Annotated in this window: 21 protein-coding genes; 8 read left to right on the forward strand and 13 right to left on the reverse strand. The window is 71.2% G+C overall.

Annotated elements, in window-relative coordinates; translation table 11 throughout:
• Window positions 1–25: 25 nt before the first annotated feature.
• Complete coding sequence (locus tag BJ964_RS27990) at window positions 26–574, forward strand: OsmC family protein (protein ID WP_188123463.1); 549 nt, start codon at window positions 26–28, stop codon at window positions 572–574.
• Window positions 575–1,801, forward strand: a complete 1,227-nt coding sequence (locus BJ964_RS27995) for an NAD(P)-binding domain-containing protein (protein WP_188123464.1) — start codon at window positions 575–577, stop codon at window positions 1,799–1,801. It begins immediately after the preceding gene.
• On the opposite strand, the gene BJ964_RS28000 is transcribed toward BJ964_RS27995, so the two are convergent.
• On the reverse strand, window positions 1,779–2,285 hold the full coding sequence (locus tag BJ964_RS28000; protein ID WP_188123465.1) for a GNAT family N-acetyltransferase: 507 nt from the start codon (window positions 2,283–2,285) through the stop codon (window positions 1,779–1,781). The genes BJ964_RS27995 and BJ964_RS28000 overlap by 23 nt on opposite strands.
• Here BJ964_RS28000 and BJ964_RS28005 point away from each other — a divergent pair.
• Together BJ964_RS28005 and BJ964_RS28010 are read left to right on the forward strand one after the other, a co-directional pair.
• Window positions 2,284–2,859, forward strand: a complete 576-nt coding sequence (locus BJ964_RS28005) for a helix-turn-helix domain-containing protein (RefSeq protein WP_188123466.1) — start codon at window positions 2,284–2,286, stop codon at window positions 2,857–2,859. The two genes, BJ964_RS28000 and BJ964_RS28005, sit on opposite strands and share 2 nt — an antisense overlap.
• Entirely contained in the window at window positions 2,856–4,076 is a 1,221-nt protein-coding gene (locus BJ964_RS28010; RefSeq protein WP_203832585.1) for an MFS transporter, read from the forward strand. Before BJ964_RS28005 ends, BJ964_RS28010 begins: the two co-directional genes overlap by 4 nt.
• Here the strand turns inward: BJ964_RS28010 and BJ964_RS28015 are convergent.
• A complete protein-coding gene (locus tag BJ964_RS28015; protein ID WP_229806764.1) occupies window positions 3,984–4,862 on the reverse strand; it encodes a hypothetical protein in 879 nt (292 codons plus the stop codon). The two genes, BJ964_RS28010 and BJ964_RS28015, sit on opposite strands and share 93 nt — an antisense overlap.
• A gap of 70 nt (window positions 4,863–4,932) precedes the next feature.
• Between BJ964_RS28015 and BJ964_RS28020 the strand changes: the two genes are divergently transcribed.
• Window positions 4,933–5,649 (forward strand): helix-turn-helix domain-containing protein, encoded by a 717-nt coding sequence (locus BJ964_RS28020; protein WP_188123469.1) that lies wholly within the window; start codon window positions 4,933–4,935, stop codon window positions 5,647–5,649.
• Between the two features lie 19 nt (window positions 5,650–5,668).
• On the opposite strand, the gene BJ964_RS28025 is transcribed toward BJ964_RS28020, so the two are convergent.
• The 10 genes from BJ964_RS28025 to BJ964_RS28070 form a co-directional block, all read right to left on the reverse strand.
• Window positions 5,669–6,997: a right-handed parallel beta-helix repeat-containing protein gene (locus BJ964_RS28025; protein WP_203832586.1), complete on the reverse strand. Its 1,329-nt coding sequence runs from the start codon at window positions 6,995–6,997 to the stop codon at window positions 5,669–5,671.
• 192 nt (window positions 6,998–7,189) lie between these two features.
• A complete protein-coding gene (locus tag BJ964_RS28030; RefSeq protein WP_188123470.1) occupies window positions 7,190–8,026 on the reverse strand; it encodes an LLM class flavin-dependent oxidoreductase in 837 nt (278 codons plus the stop codon).
• Window positions 8,027–8,138: 112 nt separating this feature from the next.
• Window positions 8,139–8,483, reverse strand: a complete 345-nt coding sequence (locus tag BJ964_RS28035; RefSeq protein WP_203832587.1) for a VOC family protein — start codon at window positions 8,481–8,483, stop codon at window positions 8,139–8,141.
• Entirely contained in the window at window positions 8,483–9,262 is a 780-nt protein-coding gene (locus BJ964_RS28040) for a MerR family transcriptional regulator (RefSeq protein WP_188123472.1), read from the reverse strand. The genes BJ964_RS28035 and BJ964_RS28040 overlap by 1 nt, the downstream gene beginning before the upstream one ends.
• Window positions 9,263–9,296: 34 nt before the next feature.
• Window positions 9,297–10,013, reverse strand: coding sequence for an ABC transporter ATP-binding protein (locus BJ964_RS28045; RefSeq protein WP_188123473.1), 717 nt, complete (start codon window positions 10,011–10,013; stop codon window positions 9,297–9,299).
• A complete protein-coding gene (locus tag BJ964_RS28050) occupies window positions 9,986–10,807 on the reverse strand; it encodes an ABC transporter permease (protein WP_188123474.1) in 822 nt (273 codons plus the stop codon). The genes BJ964_RS28045 and BJ964_RS28050 overlap by 28 nt, the downstream gene beginning before the upstream one ends.
• Window positions 10,804–11,754 carry an aliphatic sulfonate ABC transporter substrate-binding protein gene (locus BJ964_RS28055; RefSeq protein ID WP_188123475.1) on the reverse strand — a complete coding sequence of 317 codons (951 nt, stop codon included), beginning with the start codon at window positions 11,752–11,754 and terminating at the stop codon, window positions 10,804–10,806. Before BJ964_RS28055 ends, BJ964_RS28050 begins: the two co-directional genes overlap by 4 nt.
• 16 nt (window positions 11,755–11,770) lie before the next feature.
• Entirely contained in the window at window positions 11,771–12,280 is a 510-nt protein-coding gene (locus BJ964_RS28060; RefSeq protein ID WP_188123476.1) for a flavin reductase family protein, read from the reverse strand.
• A complete protein-coding gene (locus BJ964_RS28065; RefSeq protein WP_188123477.1) occupies window positions 12,277–13,431 on the reverse strand; it encodes an LLM class flavin-dependent oxidoreductase in 1,155 nt (384 codons plus the stop codon). The genes BJ964_RS28060 and BJ964_RS28065 overlap by 4 nt, the downstream gene beginning before the upstream one ends.
• A gap of 92 nt (window positions 13,432–13,523) precedes the next feature.
• Window positions 13,524–14,420 carry a LysR family transcriptional regulator gene (locus tag BJ964_RS28070; protein ID WP_229806765.1) on the reverse strand — a complete coding sequence of 299 codons (897 nt, stop codon included), beginning with the start codon at window positions 14,418–14,420 and terminating at the stop codon, window positions 13,524–13,526.
• A gap of 24 nt (window positions 14,421–14,444) precedes the next feature.
• On the opposite strand from BJ964_RS28070, the gene BJ964_RS28075 reads away from it, so the two are divergent.
• On the forward strand, window positions 14,445–15,575 hold the full coding sequence (locus BJ964_RS28075; RefSeq protein WP_188123478.1) for a hypothetical protein: 1,131 nt from the start codon (window positions 14,445–14,447) through the stop codon (window positions 15,573–15,575).
• The gene (locus BJ964_RS47420) at window positions 15,565–16,176 is read left to right on the forward strand and encodes a hypothetical protein (RefSeq protein WP_203832588.1); all 612 of its coding nucleotides are present in this window, start codon (window positions 15,565–15,567) and stop codon (window positions 16,174–16,176) included. Before BJ964_RS28075 ends, BJ964_RS47420 begins: the two co-directional genes overlap by 11 nt.
• Window positions 16,177–16,179: 3 nt before the next feature.
• Here the strand turns inward: BJ964_RS47420 and BJ964_RS28085 are convergent, their stop codons facing one another.
• On the reverse strand, window positions 16,180–17,679 hold the full coding sequence (locus BJ964_RS28085; protein WP_188123479.1) for a M1 family metallopeptidase: 1,500 nt from the start codon (window positions 17,677–17,679) through the stop codon (window positions 16,180–16,182).
• A gap of 139 nt (window positions 17,680–17,818) precedes the next feature.
• Here BJ964_RS28085 and BJ964_RS28090 point away from each other — a divergent pair, with 139 nt between their 5' ends.
• Window positions 17,819–18,742: a MetQ/NlpA family ABC transporter substrate-binding protein gene (locus tag BJ964_RS28090; RefSeq protein WP_188123480.1), complete on the forward strand. Its 924-nt coding sequence runs from the start codon at window positions 17,819–17,821 to the stop codon at window positions 18,740–18,742.

An 18,742-nucleotide genomic window follows, 5' to 3' on the forward strand; every position in this document is an offset into this window, starting at 1 on the left:
TGGATCAAGCGGAAGGATTCCAGCCATGACCACCACGGATAACGGCGTCAACGTTCAGGCCCTGCTCGATGCGCGCGAAGCCCTCAAGGGTGCGCCGGAGGCCGCCCAGTTCACCTGGCGGGCCACCTCCACGTGGAAGAACGGCGTGCACAGCACGACCACGATCCAGAACTTCTTCGGCCTCGGCCAGGAGCAGTCGCACAAGACGAAGACCGAGTTCACCGCCGACCACCCGGAGATCTTCGCGGCCGAGGACAACGGCATCACCCCGATCGAGTACCTGCTGGTCGGCCTGGCCGGCTGCCTCACCGCCGGCGTCGCCTCGGTTGCCCAGAACCGGGGCATCCAACTGCGTTCGGTCACCTCGACGGTCGAGGGCAACCACGACATCCGCGGCATCCTCGGCGCGGACAGCGACGTCCGCAACGGCTTCAACGACGTCAAGGTCACCTTCGCCATCGACGCCGACGCCAGCCGCGAGGAGATCGAGGCCCTGGTCGCGCAGTCGCAGAAACGGTCCGCCGTCTACGATGCGCTCACCAACCCGACCAGCGTCACGGTCGAGGTCGCCTGAGTGTCGCAACGGGTCACCACGGTCGTCATCGGCGCCGGGCACGCCGGCCTCGCCGCCAGCCACTTCCTGAGCGAGCGGTCGATCGACCACATCGTGCTGGAGCGGGGCCGGATCGCCAACACGTGGCGGCGGGAACGCTGGGACTCGCTGCGCCTGCTCACGCCGAACTGGCTGAACCGGCTGCCGGGCCACCCGTACGGCGGGCCGGATCCGGACGGGTACATGACGGCCGGCCAGGTGGCCGACTTCATCGGCGACTACGCGACGGTCACCGCCGCGCCGGTCCGGGAGAACACCACTGTCACTTCGGTACGGCGTACCGATGGCGGCTATCAGGTCTCCACCGGCGAGGGTGACCTGGACTGCGCGACCGTCGTGATCGCGTCCGGCGCGTGCAACGCGCCGGTCGTGCCGGAGTGCGCCGCCGGCGTGCCCGACGGGATCACACAGCTGACCCCGTTCGAGTACCGCAACCCCGGGTCGCTGCCCGACGGCGGCGTGCTCGTGGTCGGGGCGTCGGCCTCCGGCGTGCAGATCGCCGCCGAGGTGCGCCGCTCGGGGCGGCCGGTGGTGCTGTCGGTGGGCGAGCACGTACGGCTGCCGCGTACCTACCGCGACCGTGACGTGCTGTGGTGGATGGACGCGACCGGGGTGTGGGCGCAGCGTTACGACGAGATCGAGGACCTCGCCCGCGCCCGCCGGCTGCCGTCGCCGCAGCTGGTCGGCGAACCGGGCACCACCATCGACCTCAACGCGCTGACCGGGCTCGGTGTCGAACCGGTCGGGCGGCTCGCGGTGATCCGGGACGGGGCGGCGCTGTTCTCCGGCGGCCTGCGCAACGTCTGCTCGCTGGCCGACCTCAAGATGAGACGGTTGCTGGCCGGATTCGACGAGTGGGCCGGGATCGGTGACGACCCGGCCGGGTTCGAGCCGACCAGGATTCCGGCCGTGCCGAGGTTGCGGCTCGATCTGCGCGGCGGCGAGATCACCACGATCATCTGGGCGACCGGGTTCCGGCCCGACTACCGCTGGCTGGACGTGCCGGTCGTCGACGAGAAGGGCCGGCTGCGCCACGACGGCGGTGTCGTGGACAGTCCGGGTCTCTACGCGCTGGGCCTGCCGGTGCTGCGCCGTCGCCGGTCGACGCTGCTGCACGGCATCGAGGACGACGCCCGCTTCGTCGCACGGCACCTGGCCGAGCGGCTCACGCCAAGGGTAGTCGCATGATGGTCAGGTCCAGCCAGCGGCCGAACTTGGTGCCCACCTCACGGATCGTGCCGGCGTGCTCGAAACCGAACCGCTCGTGCAGCCGGATCGACGACGTGTTGCCCGCCTCGATGCCGGCCACCATGACGTGGTGCCCGGCCTCCCGTGCGGCGGCGATCACCGTCGTCATCAGGGCCGATCCGATGCCGAGGCCGTGCCGGTCCTCGCGGACGTACACCGAGTTCTCCACCGTGTGCCGGTAGCCGTCGAGCGGCCGCCACGGCCCATATGTGGCGAAACCAGCCACCTCCCCGTCGATTTCCGCCACGAACGCCGAGCCCCGCGCCAGATGGGCGGCCAGCCAGGCGGTCGCCTCGGCCGGGGACTGCGGCGTCTCGGTCCACAGCGCCGTCGTCTGCTCGATGGCCCGGTTGCGGATCGCCCGGATGCCCTCCATGTCGCCGGCGTCGGCCGCCCGGATCGTCGTCTCGTATATTAGATTCATGTCCAATATCGTAGACCCGCTGGTGGGACGGATCGCAACCCGTATCCGTGCCGAGCGGGAAGGCCGTCGCTGGACCCTCGCGCAACTCGCTGACGCCTCCGGGGTGTCGTCCGCGATGATCAGCCGGATCGAGCGCGGCGAGAGCAGCCCCAGCGCCGTCATCCTCGGCAAACTGTCGGCCGCGTTCCAGCTCAGCATCGCCGCCCTGCTCGCCGAGACCGATCCCGAGCCGGCGAGCGGGGTCCGTCGCCGGGACGAGGCCGTCGAGTGGCGAGACCCCGGCACCGGCTACCGGCGCCGCCAGATCACCGGCCCCGACTTCCCGGCCGAGATCGCCGAGATCCACCTGCCGGCCGGCGCCCGGGTGCCCTACCCGGCGGCCGCGTTCGCCTTCATCCGGCAGGTCGTGTGGGTGCTCGACGGCGAGCTCACCTTCCACGACGGCGACACCGTGCACGTGCTCGGGCCGGGCGACACCATCGAGCTGGGCGAACCGGCGGAGCGGGCCTTCGTCAACGCCACCGGCAGCGAATGCCGGTACACCGTGATCCTCACCCGGCACACCGCGCCGTGACCGTCGCCCGCCTGCTTCTCGCCACCATCGCCGGCACGGCCATCGCCAACAACTACGCCATCCAGCCCGCGCTGGCCACGGTCGCCGCCGACCTCGGGGCCGGGCTCACGCTGATCGGGCTGGTGCCCACGGCCGCGCTCGCCGGATGCATGGCCGGATTCGCCCTGCTGCTGCCGCTCACCGACCGGATCGCCCCGGACCGCCTCGTCGCCGCGCAACTCGCCGTGCTGGCCACCGCGCTGACCGTCGCCGCGATCAGCTCCCACCCGGCAGTGCTGCCGGCCGCCTACGTCGTCATCGGCGCCGCCGCGAGTGTGGCGGCGCAGGCCGGCGTCATCGCCGGGCGGCACGCGCCGGCCGGGCAGCGGACGGCCGCCATCGCCACGGTGGCCGCCGGGATGTCGGCCGGGATCCTGCTCAGCCGCCTGGCCGGTGGAGTGCTCACCGACCTGCTCGGATGGCGGTGGATGCTGCTCGTCTTCGCCGCGGTCGCCCTGGCCGGGGCGGTCGCCGCCAGGCTGCTGCTACCCGGAACCCGGCCGCGCGCCGCCGGTCCGGCGGCCCTGCCCGGTGACGAGCCTCGCGGGGAGCAGACCTATGCCGCCGCGCTGGCCGCGCTTCCGCGGCAGCTGCACCGCCACCGGGCGCTGCGCTGGGCGGTCGCCTCGGGCGGCTTGTGGTACCTGGCTTTCCACCTCGTCTGGGTCGCCCTTGCGCTCGCGCTCGCACCGCTCGGCCCGACTGTCATCGGCCTCTACAGCCTGGCCGGTCTTCTCGGGTTCGCCGTCCTGCCGTACACCGGGCGGCTCACCGACCGGCTGAACCCGGCCACCGTCATCATGGCGAGCCTGCTGATCGCCGCCGTCGGCGCCGGCCTGCTGGCGACCGGCCTCGACCGTCCGGCGGTGACCGCGTTGGGCCTGGCCCTGCTCGACGCCGGTCTGTTCGCCGCCCAGGCCGCCAACCAGAGCCGGGTACAGGCCCTCGACCCACGGCATTCGGGCAGCCTGAGCAGCGTCTATCTGGTGCTGTACTTCGCCGTCGGGGCGATCGGCGCCGCGCTCGCCGCGCCGCTGCTGCACAGCGTCGGATGGCACGGCGCCGTTCTGGTCGCCCTCGCGGCCCTACTGGCCGCCCTCTTCGTGGACCAGACGGCCGTACGAGGTGAGCGTCCGCAGCGCCTGGAACGTGACGAACCCGCGCCACTCCAGACGTGACGCCTCGCTCGGCGGCTCCCAGGTGACCGGCCACCCGCCGTCCGGCAGTTGCGCGGCGGCCAGCTGGTCCAGGTGCGCGTCGATCTGCGCGTCATCGAAGAGTTTCCGCCATGGCGAGGAGGCGGTCGGCGCCACGTGCAGGGGAGTGAGCCCGTACTCGCCGGGTTGCGGGGTCGCCTGGAACATCGACGTGCCGATCATCTGATCCAGAACGGTCCGGGCGTGCTTCTCGGCCCGTTCCCGATCGGGCACGTGCGCAAGGAACGCCATCACCTCGGACAGCCCGTGCACCTCGTCCGGCAGGGTTCCGCCCTCGATGGCGTTCCAGCAGAACCGGGCCGCAGCCTCCCGCCACGGGTGGCCGAAACCGAGCGCGTACAGGTGCCCGGCCAGCCCGGCGGTCGGATTGACGCCCGGCTGGTAGGTCCAGTCGGTCCAGTGGGCGGCCCGCGGACAGTCCTCGATCACCGGGAACGCGAGTGGCACCGCGCCATCGGTGGAGACTCCGGCCAGGAAGTCGCAGGCCGCTGTCAGCAGTGGGACGTCGTGGGCGCCGGCGATCGCCATCGACTGGAAGGCGATCTCCACGTCGATCGGCAGACTGGCCGGGCAGCGCTTGTCGGGTTCGAGGCCGTGCCCGAACCCGCCGTCGGCGTTGCGGTAGGCGCGCAGGGCGTCCACCACCCCGTCCGGTGACTCACCCTCGAAACAGGTGGCGAAGAGGCGGCGCTCCAACGGGCGGGCCTCACGGTGCAGGAAACGGGTGGCGGCGAGGAATTCGGTCACGCCCCCGAACATAGGCAGTGGTGCCCGGGGGCGTCTTGTAGGAAACGGACACCCGGCGATACTGGGAGCCATGGGCTACGAGGAGTTGGCGCCGCCGTCTTCGCTGCGTGGCTCCGTGGCCTGCCTGTGGCGCCGGACCGCCTCCGCCGGCGACTCGTCGGCGCTGGTGCTGCCGGACGGCTGCGTTGACCTTATCTGGGAACAGGGGCGGGGCGCGTTTCTCGCCGGCCCGGACACCGGGCCGATGCCGGCCACGGTTCCGGCCGCAACGATCATGATGGGGGTACGGCTGAGGCCGGGCGCCGGAGGACCGCTGCTCGGCATGCCGCTGGACCCGCTGCGGAACCTCCGCGTCGACCTGTCCGACCTGCGCCCCGACGCGGCCCGGCGACTGCCGGACGACCTGCCACCGGCCGAGGCGCTGCACCGGCTCGTGACGATCTCCGGTGGGTTCGCCGAGGAACGGCCACCGGACCCGGCCATGCTGGCGGCGGTGCGGTGGCTGGACGACCCGCACACACAGGTCCACGACCTCAGCGGGCGGCTGGACATCGGCGACCGCCAGCTGCGGCGCCGGTTCACCGCGGCCGTCGGCTACGGCCCCAAGACCATGCACCGGGTGCTGCGATTCCGCCGTTTCCTGGACCTGCTGGACTCGACGGGCGGCCTCGGCGAGCTCGCGGTCCGGGCCGGCTACGTGGACCAGGCCCACCTCAGCCGGGAGACCGTGGCGCTGGCCGGGCTGCCGCCGGCCGTGCTCGCCCGGACCGTCAAGGCGCGGCCCTGACGGTCCGGACAGAGGAGGATCAGCTGGTCTCGAACGCGCCCAGGTCAGGGGCCGCGCCGTGGTAGGCGATACCCACATTCGTGCCCTTGTCGATCAGCGTGCTGGTCGACGCCAGGTGCAGCGAGGTCAGCACCGGCAAGTCGCCGTTCGACTGCCGGGACACGTTCCAGCCGGTCGTCGACACGCTCTGGAACTGCGCGTCGGACATCGTCACCCCGATGTTCCACGAGTTGTAGGACGCGCTCGTGCCGCTCATGTCGGCGGTGAGCGTCCCCCCGTACGAAATGTTGTTCTTCAATGTCCCGAGGCCGACCGCGGCGCCGCTGGAGTTGATCCCGAGCATGTTGAAACCGATGCCGTTGCTGTAGGCCGTGTTGTTGAAGTAGTCGTTGGCGACCGGGTGGTGGTTGCTGTAGAAACCGGGACCCCGGTTCAGGAACGCCACCGAGTTCTTCACGGTGTGCTTCGCGCCATTGGAGACATAGACCCCGCCGTACCCTCCGGCCTTGAAACCGGCCCCGTTGCCGGATGCCGTCGTGGTCTGCGGGAGGTAGCCGTTGCGCCACGCCCACGAGTTCTCGATCGTCACCGGCGCATAGGCGTTGATCAGGTCGAAGCCGTCGTCGGAGTTCCACCACGCCCGGCAGCCGCGGAACACGTTTCCGGAATAGCCGGCCGCGATGTGCGCGCCGAACCCGTCACCGTTCTCACCGGCCCCGTTCGAGCTGTACGGGTCGTAGTTGTCGTGCGAATCCGAGTTGAGCACCAGATTGTTGCCGCCCTTGGCGATGAACAGCCCCGGGCCCATGTTGTTGTGCGTGTTCAGCTTCTCGAACGTGTTGTTGCTGCCGGAGATCCACACGCCCCACGACTCGTGGTTGAGGCTGTTGTTCTGCGGCACCCCGGTGATCTCGATGCCGCGCAGGTACAGATAGCTGCCGGTCACGTCGAAGCCCTTGATCCGGCAGTTCACACCGGTCATCCCGGCGAAGCTGAAGACCGGCTTCTCACCCGGGTAGTTCACGTAGCTGATCGGGCTGCCCGACGTGCCGCTCTTGCTCAGCGTGATCGCGTCGACCACCGCGGTCTGGCTGGAGCAACTGGCGGTCGCCGTGGTGTACGCGTAGGTCCCGCCACGCAGATAAACCGTGTCACCGGCCGCGGCCACGGTCTGCGCCTTCGCGATCGACTTGAACGGGGCCGACGCCGTACCGGCCGCGCTGTCGCTGCCGGTGGGGGAGACGTAGTAGGCGGCCGCCGCGTGTCCCATCGACGGCCATGCGACGACGGCCGCCGCGGCACAGGTCGCCAGGGCTGAGACGAGTGCCGCTCTCTTTCTGATACTCACAGGTTGACTCCTTGTTGGGGGATTCCTCTTGGTGGGGGCCAAGAGGTCCCGGATCCTAAGGATGCAAACTGTGCAAACGGTTGACCCTCCCACTGTGTGAGGCCCGAACCCGGCTTCTGTCTCGCCGGCCATCATGCTCGGCGCCGGCGCGCCGGCCCGCCCCACCTGTCCGGAGCTGGCCGGCGCCCTCGGCTAGTGCACGATCTCGGCGAGGGCCTCGACCTGCGACGGATTCTCGCCGTAGCAGTAGAAGACGAGTTCGTCGGCGCCGAACTCGCGGTACGCCGCCACTGTTTCGGCGATCTGGGCCGGATCGGACAGTGGCGCGCCCCAGCCGGCCCGGCCGGTGAAGGCGTAGTAGCCGGCGACCGCCCGGTTGGCCTGTTCGATGGTGGCCGCTGAGCCGACCGCCACGTTGATCTGGCAGACCAGCCGGGGGCGGCCGGCCCGGCCGGCCGCCGCCCACTCCTCATTCACCGTCTGAACCAGAGGACCGGCCCAGGACAGCGGGGCCGCGCAGAGGAAACCGTCGGCGTGTTCCGCGATCCGGCGCAGCGCCGGCCGGGCGAATCCTCCGATGAGGATCTCCGGGCCGTTCGCGGTGACCGGGCGCGGGCCGATCGTCGTCCCGGCGTACGGCTCGCCCCGCCAGATCCGGCGGAGGGCGGGAAGTTGCTCGTCGAGGGCGCGTCCCCGCCGGTGAAGAGGCGTGCCGGCGGCGTCGTGGTCGTCGGCCCGGCCGCCGACGCCGATACCGAGCACGAACCGGCCGCCGGACATCCGGTCCAGCGTGGCGACCTGCTTGGCCAGCAGGGCGGTCTGCCGGAGCGGGCCGAGCAGCACCTCGGTCTGCAGACGGATACGGGAGGTGGCGCCGGCCAGAGCGGCCAGGGTGATCAACGGTTCGGGGTTGTCGAAGGTCAGCCGGTCCAGCAGGGCCAGGCTGTCGAAGTGGTGTGCTTCCGCCGAGCGGGCCCAGTCGAGCAGGCGGGCGGGCGCGCTGATGGGGAGGCCGAGGCCGAAATCCATGTGAATCTCCGTAAAGCAGGCAGCGAACATCGAGTCGCCACCTCCTCCCCGTCAGCGGGGTCCCGGGCTCGTCTGCGACGTGTCTCCTGAGCCGGAAGCGGAGTGCCGCCGACTATACGCCCGCGACGCAGAACTCGTTGCCCGAGGGGTCGCGCAGGACCGTCCAGCGGACGCCGTATTCGTCGTGTTCGGCCTCGTGGGTCGCGCCGAGGCCGAGCAACCGCTTGACCTCGGTCTCCCGGTCGTCGGAGGAGAAGTCGAGATGGCAGCGGTTCTTCGCCGCCTTCCGCTCGCCGACCTGGAGGAACATGAGCGTGGGGCCGGTGTCGGCCGAGCCGATGGTGGCGTGGAACCGGTTCGCGCCGTCGTCGACCGGCCGTTCCAGCGCCCGTGACCAGAATCCGGCCAGCTCCGCGGCGTCGGCGCAGTCGAACGTGATGTTCTCCAGCTTGAGCATCATTTCTCCGTGAGATGTAGGGGCCAGCAGATGTCGGTGCGATAGCGGTCCTCGGGCACACCGTCGCCCGGGCCGATCAGGTAGGACTCCCGGACCGGCCCGGCGATGGCCATCCCGGTTCCGGCCAGCCAGGCGCCCAGCGACCGGTAGCCGGTGGTCATCTCCCGGTACGGCCCGGTGAACTCGAAGACCGCGAACCGTCCGCCCGGCAGCAGGGTGGGCCCGTCGTCGGCGGGCATGTAGGCGGTCACCGGCACCGGCTCGTCCCGGTACTCGGCCGGGAACACAGCGCCCGGCGGCCCCACTGCGGCGACGGCTGTGAGCTGCCGAAACGCCTCGCCCAGGAATCCGGCGAAGTCGTCCTCGGCCACCTCGCGGGTGATCGTGAACGCGCGGACCGGCGGCAGGACCCGCTCGATGACCGCGGCCGGGGTCACCATTTCCGGCGCGTCCAGCAGTTCTCCGGTGGTGCGCAGCACCCGTTCCAGGTGGGCCGCCCGTTCGAGCGTCCGGTCCCGGTGCTCGGCCAGCAGCCGCCGGGTGACCTCCGGATCGCGGGCCGCCAGGATCTCCCGGATCGCGGCCAGCGGCACATCCAGCTCCCGCAGGTGCCGGATGACCGCCGCGTCCCCGAACTGGGCGACCCGGTAGCCGCGATACCCGGTACGCGGGTCGACCACGGCCGGTTCCAGCAGCCCCGACTCGTGGTAGGCCCGCAACGTGTTGGCCGAGATCAGCGTCGCCCGGGAGAACGCGCCGATCGGCAGGAGTCCGTCCATGCCGCCAAGTTTCGACCTTCACCCGGGGCGAAGGTCAAACCGCCGGAACACCCAGACGGTCGAGCAGGTGCCGGCGCAGTCCGCCGAAGCCGGGATCGTCCTGATGGCGCGGCCGCGGCAGGCCGATCGGCAGCTCCTCGGCGATCCGCCCGCCCTCCAGGACGAGGGCCCGGTCGGCCAGCAGCAGCGCCTCGTCCACGTCGTGGGTGACCAGCAGGGCGGCGAAGCCGTGCCGGTCGCGCAGGCGTTGCAGCAGCTGTTGCATCCGCAGCCGGGTCAGCGCGTCGAGCGCCCCGAACGGTTCGTCGAGCAGCAGCAGCTCCGGTTCGCGGACCAGGGCGCGGGCGACCGCGACCCGCTGGGACTGGCCGCCGGACAGCTCGGCCGGCCAGGCGTCACCGCGGTCACCGAGACCCACCTCGGTGAGGGCGGCCAGCGCGCGGGTCCGGGCGCCCGCGCCGGGCAGGCCGAGCGCCACGTTGTCGGCGACCCGCTTCCACGGCAGCAGGCGGTGCTCCTGGAAGACGACGCCGTAGCTGTCGGGGACGGTGATGTCGCCGGTGGCCTCCGGGTCGAGTCCGGCGAGCGCCCGCAGCAGGGTGCTCTTGCCGGAGCCGCTGCCGCCGAGCAGGGCGACCACCTCGCCGCGGCCGACGGTGAGGTCGGCGCCGTCCAGGACGACCGTGTCGCCGAAGGCCCGGCGCAGGCCGGTGACCCGTACGGTCAGGTCGCCTGCAGGCCGCGTCGCCATGCGAGGGTCCTCCGTTCCGCGATCCGGATCAGGGTGTCGGAGAGCAGCCCGAGAGCCGCGTAGACGAGCAGGCCGAAGACGACCACGTCGGTCTGCGCGAACTCGCGGGCCTCCATCATCAGGAAGCCGATGCCGGTCTGGGCGTTGACCTGCTCGCCGACGACCAGGCTGAGCCAGGCGGCGCCGATCGCCAGCCGCAGTCCGAGGAACAGCGACGGCAGGGCGCCGGGCAGCACCACGTGCCGCAGCCGCTCCCACTGGTTGAGCCCGCACGTCTTGGCGGCCTCGACGAGCCGCTGATCGATGTCGCGGATCCCGGCGTACGTGTTGAAGTAGAGCGGGAAGAAGCTGCCCAGCGCGACCAGGCTGATCTTCAGTTCCTCGCCGATGCCGACCCAGATGATCAGCAGTGGCACGAGTCCGAGGTGCGGCAGCATGCGGGCCATCTGCACCGGCGGGTCGATGGCGTTGTCGCCGATGCGCAGCAGGGCGGCGGTGGCGGCCAGCGCCACGGCCAGGGTGCCGCCGATGAGCAGGCCGGCGGCGGCCCGGGTGAGCGAGTCGAGCAGGTGTTCGCTGAGCTGTCCCTCGGTGGCCAGCCGCCAGCCGGTCTGGGCGACCAGGCTGGGGGCGGGCACCTTCTCCTCGGGCAGGACGCCGGTGCGGGCGGCCGTCTCCCAGAGCACGAGCAGTACGAGTGGGCTGATCAGCCGGTACCAGCGGCGCGGCCCGCGGGTGCGCCGCCGCAGGGGAGCGCGGCTGCGCAGGGCGGGCGGGTCGGCGACCGCGGTCACAGCAGGGCCTCGTTGAACTGCTCGTCGATGCGTTCGGCGATCTTCACCTCGACCGGGATGAGACCGAGCTCGGTGAACCCGTCGGCGATGGTCTGGAGCTCGGTGCCGATTTCCGGGGTGATCGGGGCGAGCGGTTTGGCGCTGCGGGCCAGGGCGCGGGTGGTGGTCGCCTCGTCGATCTTGAGTTCGGGGGCGAGGATCTTCGCGCGTTCGGCCGGGTTGGCGATGCCCCAGTCGGTGGTGGCCCGGTATTTGGCGAGGAACGTGCGGATCAGGTCGGTCTTGCCGGTGACCGCCTCCGGGGCGGCCAGCAGGTATTCGCGGTTGTTGGCGAGGCCGGTGGCGTCCGCCAGGACCTGGACACCGGGCTGTTCGGCGAGTGCGAAGTACGGGTCCCAGATGATCCAGGCGTCGACCTGATCGGAGTCGAAGGCGGGGCGGCCCTCGGCGGGTTTCAGGTACTTCACGTTGATGTCGCCGATGGTCAGGTTCGCCTGTTCGAGGAGCTTCACGAGCAGCCAGTTGACGTTGGAGCCCTTGTTCAGCGCCACCGTCTTGCCCTTGAGGTCGGCGAACGTCTTGTAGCCCTTGGCCGCCTTGACCATGACGGCTTCACCCTGGGGGACGGGCTCGCTCGTACCGATGATCTTGAAGTTGATCTTGCCGGCCGCGGCGAAGATGGGCGGCGCCTCGCCGGTCTGGCCGATGTCGATGGCGCCCGCCTTGAGCGCCTCGGTGAGCGCCGGCCCGCTCTCGAACAGTGACCATTCCGCGTCCGGCGCGTCCCCGCGTGCCTTGGACAGGCTCAGCCCGCCGAACCGCTGGTAGCCGATGCGCAGCGTCCCCGAGGCGCTGTCGGCGCTCGCGCCGGATTCCGTCCCGCCGCAGCCGGCGAGAAACGCGGCGCCGGCGGCGCCGATCAGGAGACGACGGCGAGAGGTGGGCATGGGGAGATCTCCTTTTTCAGCGGTACGGGGAAACGCGCCCGAATCCGGAACGGTGGAACACCAGCGGCCCGCCGTCCTGGTCCGTGCTGTGGTCGGCGGCGTGCAGGCGCAGCAGCACGATGGTGTGGTCGCCGGCCGTCACCTCGCGGTAGATGGAGCAGTCGAACCGGGCGAGCCCGTCGTCGATGGTCACCGCGCCGGTCTCGGCGGCCGACGCGGCGGCCCCGTCGAACCGGTGCTCGACCGGCCCGGCGAGCCGCCGGCACAGGTCGCCGTGATGGGCGGCCAGCACGGTGACCCCGAGGCGGCCGGCCCGGCGCAGGTCCGGCCACGTCTTCGAGGTGTTGGCGATCGACACCGACACCAGCGGCGGGTCCAGGCTCACCGAGGTGAACGAGCTGGCGGCCAGGCCCACCAGGATGCCGTCGACGGCCGCGGCAACGGCCACCACGCCACTGGGGAAGACCCCGAACGCCTGGCGCAGGCGTACCGGATCGAGGTCCTGATTGGTGGTGAAGGAGGTCACCGCACGGCTCGTCCCACGGCGGCGAACGGCACGGTGGGGCTGCTCCGGCGGCGTGGCCGTTCGTCCTTCCACAGCCCGCGTTCGGCCAGGATCGGCAGGACGCCCTCGCCGAACCAGTAGGCGCCCTCCAGATGCGGGTACGCCGACAGCACGAACTCCTCGATGCCGAGCGCCGCGTACTCGGCGATCCGGTCGGCGACCTGCTCGTGGCTGCCGACCAGGGCGGTGCCGGCGCCGCCGCGGACCAGGCCGACGCCGGCCCACACGTTGGGGTAGATCTCCAGGTTCGCGGTCTTGCCGCCGTGAAGGTCCAGCATCCGCTTCTGGCCCTCCGACTCGGACAGCTGCAGCCCGGCCTGGACCTTGGCGATCGTCTCCGGCGGAATCCCGGCGAGCAGCCGGTCGGCCTCGGCCCACGCCTCCTCGGCGGTGTCGCGGGTGATGGTGTGCATCCGGATGCCGAACCGGATCGTCCGGCCCTGTTCCGCGGCGAGTTTCCGGATCCACGCGATCTTTTCGGCCACCGCCGACGGCGGCTCGCCCCAGGTCAGGTAGACGTCGGCGTGCTTGGCGGCGACGATCCCGGCGGCCGGCGAGGAACCGCCGAAGTAGACGTCCGGAATCGGGTCCGGGATCTGGCTGAGGGCGGCCGCGCTGACGGACAGGTGCTCGCCCTGGAAGTCGACGGTCTCCCCGGCCCACAGCCGGCGCACGATGCCCAGGAACTCGTCGCAGCGGCGGTAGCGGGCGTCCTTGTCCAGGAAGTCGCCGTACATCCGCTGCTCGTGGCTCTCCCCGCCGGTGACGACGTTGAGCAGCAGGCGGCCGCCGGACATGTTCTGGAAGGTGCCGGCCATCTGCGCGGCCAGGAACGGCGAGATCACACCGGGCCGGAAGGCGACCAGGAACTTGAGGCGGTCGGTGGTCTGGCTGAGCATCGCGGTGCTCAGCCAGGCGTCCTCGCACCAGGCGCCGGTCGGGGTGAGGGCGGCCTCGAAGCCGTTGTCCTCGGCGGCGCGGGCCACCTGGGTGAGGTAGGCGACATCGGCGGGGCGGCCGGAGCCGCCTGCGGAGACGCCGTGACCGCCGCCGACGACGTGCCGTCCGTCGCCGCCGTTGGTGGGCAGGAACCAGTGGAACTTGAGAGACATGCGAGCCCTTTCAACGCAATACCTATAGGCTCGCTAGATTTTGTGGGAGAGGCAAGTGCTGAAGTGACCGGCGGTGCCGAACACCCCTTCGGCTACGTCGAACGGGCGAGCCGCACGATGGTCTCCTCGAAGTCCAGGATCGTCGGCGGCACCCGGTCGAACCGGCGCCGCAACAGCACCATCATCACCGGCGGCACCTCCTCGGCCAGCGGCCGCATGGTGATCAGCCCGGCCTGTTCCAGCGGGTCACCGGCGATGCTGTAGTCCGGCAGGATGGCCGGTCCGGTGCCGCTGGCCACCAGCGACTTGCCCATCTCGGCGCCGTCCGCCGAATACGTCTCCGGCGGCGGATCACCACCGAACAGCCGCTGCGCGAGCCGGTGCATCAGATAACCCGGCCGCATCCCCACGAAGGCGCGTGCCCGCAGGTCGTCGACGCTGATCCGGTCCTGGGCGGCGAGCGGGTCGTCGGTGCGGCAGCAGACCGCCGGAGTGCCGTGCAGCAGCGTCGTCCGGTGCAGGACCGCCGGGATGTCGTCACCCGGGAAGACGTTCACCAGGCCCACGTCGAGGCGGCCCTCCAGCAGGCCCTCCTCGATCTCCGGCTGGAACATCGTGGCGACGTCGACCGACGTGTTCGGGTGCCCGGCCCCGAACTCGCGGACGGTCGGCACCAGCAGCACCGACGTCCCGGCGTTGACCGTGCCGACCCGGATCGCCCGGCTGGTCCGCGCGTGATCGCGGGCCGCCGCCTTGAGCTGCGTCACCCCGGCCAGAATCTCGGTCATCAACGGCAACAGGTCACGGCCCTCGCGGCTCACCCGCGCCCCCGACCGGTGCCGCTCCAGCAGGGGTACGCCCAGCTCCCGCTCCAGGGTGCTGATCGCCTCGCTGAGCGCCGACTGGGACACGTGCAGGTGCTCCCCGGCGCGGCGCAGAGACCCGTGGCGAATCACCGCCGTCAGGTACTCCAACTGTTCGAACCGCACCGCCCCGACCCTATAGTCATCTCGATGCAGCGGCCCCGGCTCCCCGAGTTCAGTCGACTCACCTGGCAGGACGTCGATCCGGTCGGGCGCGACGTCGATCCGGCCACCATGCGGGCGCTGGTGCGGTCACTGCCGCCGGTCGCCGCGATGCCGCCCGCCGGTGCCGACTGGCGGCTCGCCGGCATCTGGTTCGACCACATGGTCGCCGCCCTGGTGGAGCGGCTCGGTGACTGGGTGGTGGGCTGGCGCTACACCCTGGAGATGCGGGACCACGAGGGCCGCGGCCGGATCCCGGTCTGGCTGACCAGCCTGCCCATGGTGACGACGCCGGACGACACGCTCGACCGGCTCGCCACGGGCATCGTCGCCTTCCACGAGCTGACGGTCGAACTGGCCACCGGCACGCCGGGCCGGTTCGCGGCCGCCGCGCCGGGACCCGACACATGGCAGGCCGTGCGCGCTCCCGGCATCACCCAGTACGTCGGTGACTGGCCGCCACCGCGCGTACCCCACCCGACCAGCCTGACCTGGGCCGACGTCGACGTGACCGGCCGCGACTTCGACCCGGCGACGGTGCCGGGCGTGGTCGCGGCCCTGGTCGCGGCGTCCGAGATCCCCGACCGCGACGACGACTCCCGCCTCCGGGGCCTCTGGCTCGACATCGTCGCCGAGGGGATCGTCGAGCGGTACGGACCCTGGGTGACCGGCTGGCGGTGGTCGGTCGGCGAGGGCGACTTCGACGGTGGCCCGGTCGGCAGCTGGTGCTGTTTCGGCCACTCGGTGAGCACCCCGGAGGCGACCACCGCCGCGATCGTCGCGGCCGTGCTGGAGTGGCACGACTTCCTGGCCGACCTGGCCGAACGGTTCGACCGCTTCCTGCCGGTGCCGGACGGCGACCCGGAACCCTGGGAGCGTGCGGTCGCCCACCTGATCACCGCGGTCGGCGACCGCACCGAGTACGAGTCCGGCTGGTACTCGTGCTGCACCACCGTCCTGAGCTGGTTCCTGGAGGCGGCCGGTGTCGAGGAGTCCCGGCGAGGGCCGCTGATCGGGCACGCGGTCGGTGGCAGTTTCTCGAGCTGGGTGGAGCCGAAGCGCAAGGACGTCCTGGTGGTGGCCGAGCGCTTCGCGCAACGGGCGACCGGTGACGCCTGACCACCTGGCGGTGTGGCGGCGGGTGCGGGAGGAGGTCGCCTGGCGTGACGTGGTTCCGCATCCGGTCACGCCGTCGCCCGCGCTGCACGACGGCTTCGCCCACTTCGCGCGGGAGAGCCCGCGCCTGCTGGCGTCCTACGCCGACGTGCGGCGGGAGGCGGCCGCCGGTGCCGCTCTCACCACGGACCTGACGGCCCGGTGGAACGGCATCGGGCGCGGGGTCGCGGTGGCGCGTTTCCGTCGCGGTCCGGCGTTCGCCAAGAACGGCCGGGAGCGGTACGGGCTGAGCGTCGGCACCCAGCGGGATTTCGCCACCTGCCTGGCCCAGAGCGCCGACCGGGGAGTGCCGGTGACCGCCCGCGCCGCCCGCGCCTACCTGGACGTGGCGTTCTTCCACCCGTACGACGACGGCAACGCCCGCCTCGCCGGGATGGTCCTGCACTTCCTGTTGCTGCGCGACGGCATCGAGCTCGACGAGGTCGCGCCCATCCTGAGGACGGTCCGCCGGGCCGACGACGCGGAGGGCGCCGCCGGCCTGGCACGGATGGTGCACGGGATCGCGGCCGCCACCGGACGACGGTGGCGGCGCGCGCATCCCTGACCGTCAGTGGTGGTGCGCCTCGTCGTGGGCGGCGGAGATCTTGGCCCAGGACTTCGGCTCGGACGGGACGCTCAGTGCCGAGATGCCCAGGCCGGGGCGGCCCGGGGTGTAGAGCCACGTCTGCAGGAACGCGTCCAGGTCCACGCCGGAGATCCTCTCGGCGAGCGCCTGGAACTCTCCGGTGGTGCCGTCGCCGTCGCGGTTGGTGCTGGTCCACGCCTGGAGGATGGCGAAGAACTTCTCGTCGCCGACCAGTTTGCGCAGGTGGTGGGCGGTGAGGGCGCCACGGTCGTAGACCGCGCTGTGGAACAGGCGGGTGGGGCCGGGGTCGCCGGGCAGCACCTGCCAGAACGGGTCGTCGGCCGGGTGGGCGACCGAGTAGACGTAGTCGGCGATCTCGTCGGCGGTGCCCTCGTTCTGGTCCTCCGACCACAGCCACTGGGCGTACGACGCGAAGCCCTCGTTGAGCCAGATGTCCTTCCACTGGCCGAGCGCCACCGAGTCGCCGAACCACTGGTGCGCCAGTTCGTGGACCACGAGCGAGTTGTTGCTGCCGCGGGTGAAGGAGACTCCGTCGTACACCGGACGGGTCTGGGTCTCCAGGGCGAAGCCCTGATCGCTGATGCCGGTGACCACGCCGCCGCGGGCGGTGAACGCGTAGGGCCCGAACTTGCCGGCCGCCCAGTCGACGATCTCGTCGCTGCGTTCCACGCTGGCCCGGGCGGCCGCCGCGGTGGCCTCGTCGAGGCGGGTGTTGTACGCGGTGACGATCGGGCTGCCGTCGGCGGAGGTGTCCCGGTAGGTGTCGAAGTCACCGATCGCCAGGAACGTCAGATAGGTGGCCTGCGGCCGCTCCTGCCGCCACGACCAGCGGTCCCAGCCCACCAGAGCCTGCTGCGCCCACCGGGTCGGGGTGCCGTTGGAGATCACCTCGACGCCGTCCGGGACCAGCACCGACACGTCGAAACTGGCCTTGTCGGTGGGGTGGTCGTTGCTCGGGTACCACCACCAGGCGATCTCCGGCTCGTTGACGGCGAGCGCGCCGTCGGCCGTACGGTTCCACGAGGTGAAGCCGGACGCCACGACCTGTGACGGGATGTCGTCGTACTCCACCACGACGGTCACCTGGCTGCCCTTGGTGATCGGCCGGGCCGGGGTGACGACCAGTTCGTGGTCGCTCTGCCGGGCGAAGGTGGCGGCCCGGTTGTTGACCCGCACCGACTGGGTGGCCAGGGCGAAGTCCAGGTTGAAGGCGGACAGGTCCTGGGTGGCGGTGGCGAGAATCGTGGTGGTGCCGGTCAGGCGGTCGGTGTCCGGGTAGTAGCGCAGGCGGATGTCGTAGTGGCCGACGTCGTAGCCGCCGTTGCCGTACTCCGGGTAGTAGACGTCGCCGATGCCGGGGCTGCCGGGGGTGGGGGCGGCCTGGGCGCCGGCCTGGATGCCGAGGACGACGGTGAGGACGGCCGCGGTGACGGCGACGGTCCTGCTGAGCATGGGTCTCATGCGGGCAACGTACCAATGCATTTAAAACGATCTATTAACGGGACTGGGTCGTACGTCACACCGAATACCCTGTGGACACAGTACGCACATCTCCTATAGAAAAAGTAGGTTACTCGCCAAGATCACTCAAGGAGATGTGATGTCTGAACCGCAACTGCCGGCCCGCCGCCGCAGCCGCTGGCCGTGGATCGCGGCGACCGTCGCCGTCGTGGCCGCCGCCGGTGTGGCCATCGCCGTGGTCACCACCTCGGACGACGAGTCCACCGAGGCGAAGACCGTGCGCATCGGTGTCGCCGACGCCGCCCAGCCCTACTGGCGCACCTACGCCGATCTGGCGAAGCAGCGCCTCGGCGTGACCGTCGAGCTGGTCAACTTCAACGACTACAGCCAGCCCAACCCGGCGCTGAAGGAGAAGCAGCTGGAGCTCAACCAGTTCCAGCACATCCAGTACCTGGCGAACTACAACGTCACCGCCAAGGACGACCTCCAGCCGATCGGGTCCACTGCGGTCTACCCGCTGCCGCTCTACTCGCTGAAGCACAAGGCGCCGTCCGAGCTGCCGGCCAACGCCAAGATCGCCATTCCGAACGACGCCATCAACCAGGCGCGCGGCCTGCTCGTGCTCCAGGCGGCCGGGCTGCTCACCCTGAAGAACGGCGGCACCGCCTTCTCCAGCACCGCCGACGTCGAGAGCACCAAGGTCGAGGTGGTGCCGCTGGACGCGTCGCAGACCGCGAACGCGCTCCAGAGCGGCTCGGTGGCCGCGTCCATCGTGAACATCAACTACGCGACCAGCGCGAAGCTGCCCAAGGAGGCGGCGATCTTCCAGGACGACCCGGCCAGCGCGTCCGCCGCCCCGTACGTCAACATCTTCGCCGCCCGCGCCGCGGACAAGGACGACCCGACCTACCTCAAGCTCGCCGAGCTCTACCACGACCCGGCCGTGGAGCAGGGTCTCCAGGAGGCCAACGGCGGTGTGGCGGTGCTGCGCACGGTCTCCGCGGCCGACCTCCAGGCGCTGCTCGCCAAGGTGCAGGACCAGGCCGCCGCGGCAGGTAGGTAG

The sequence above is a fragment of the Actinoplanes lobatus genome (assembly GCF_014205215.1).
In the GTDB taxonomy this organism is placed as follows: domain Bacteria; phylum Actinomycetota; class Actinomycetes; order Mycobacteriales; family Micromonosporaceae; genus Actinoplanes; species Actinoplanes lobatus.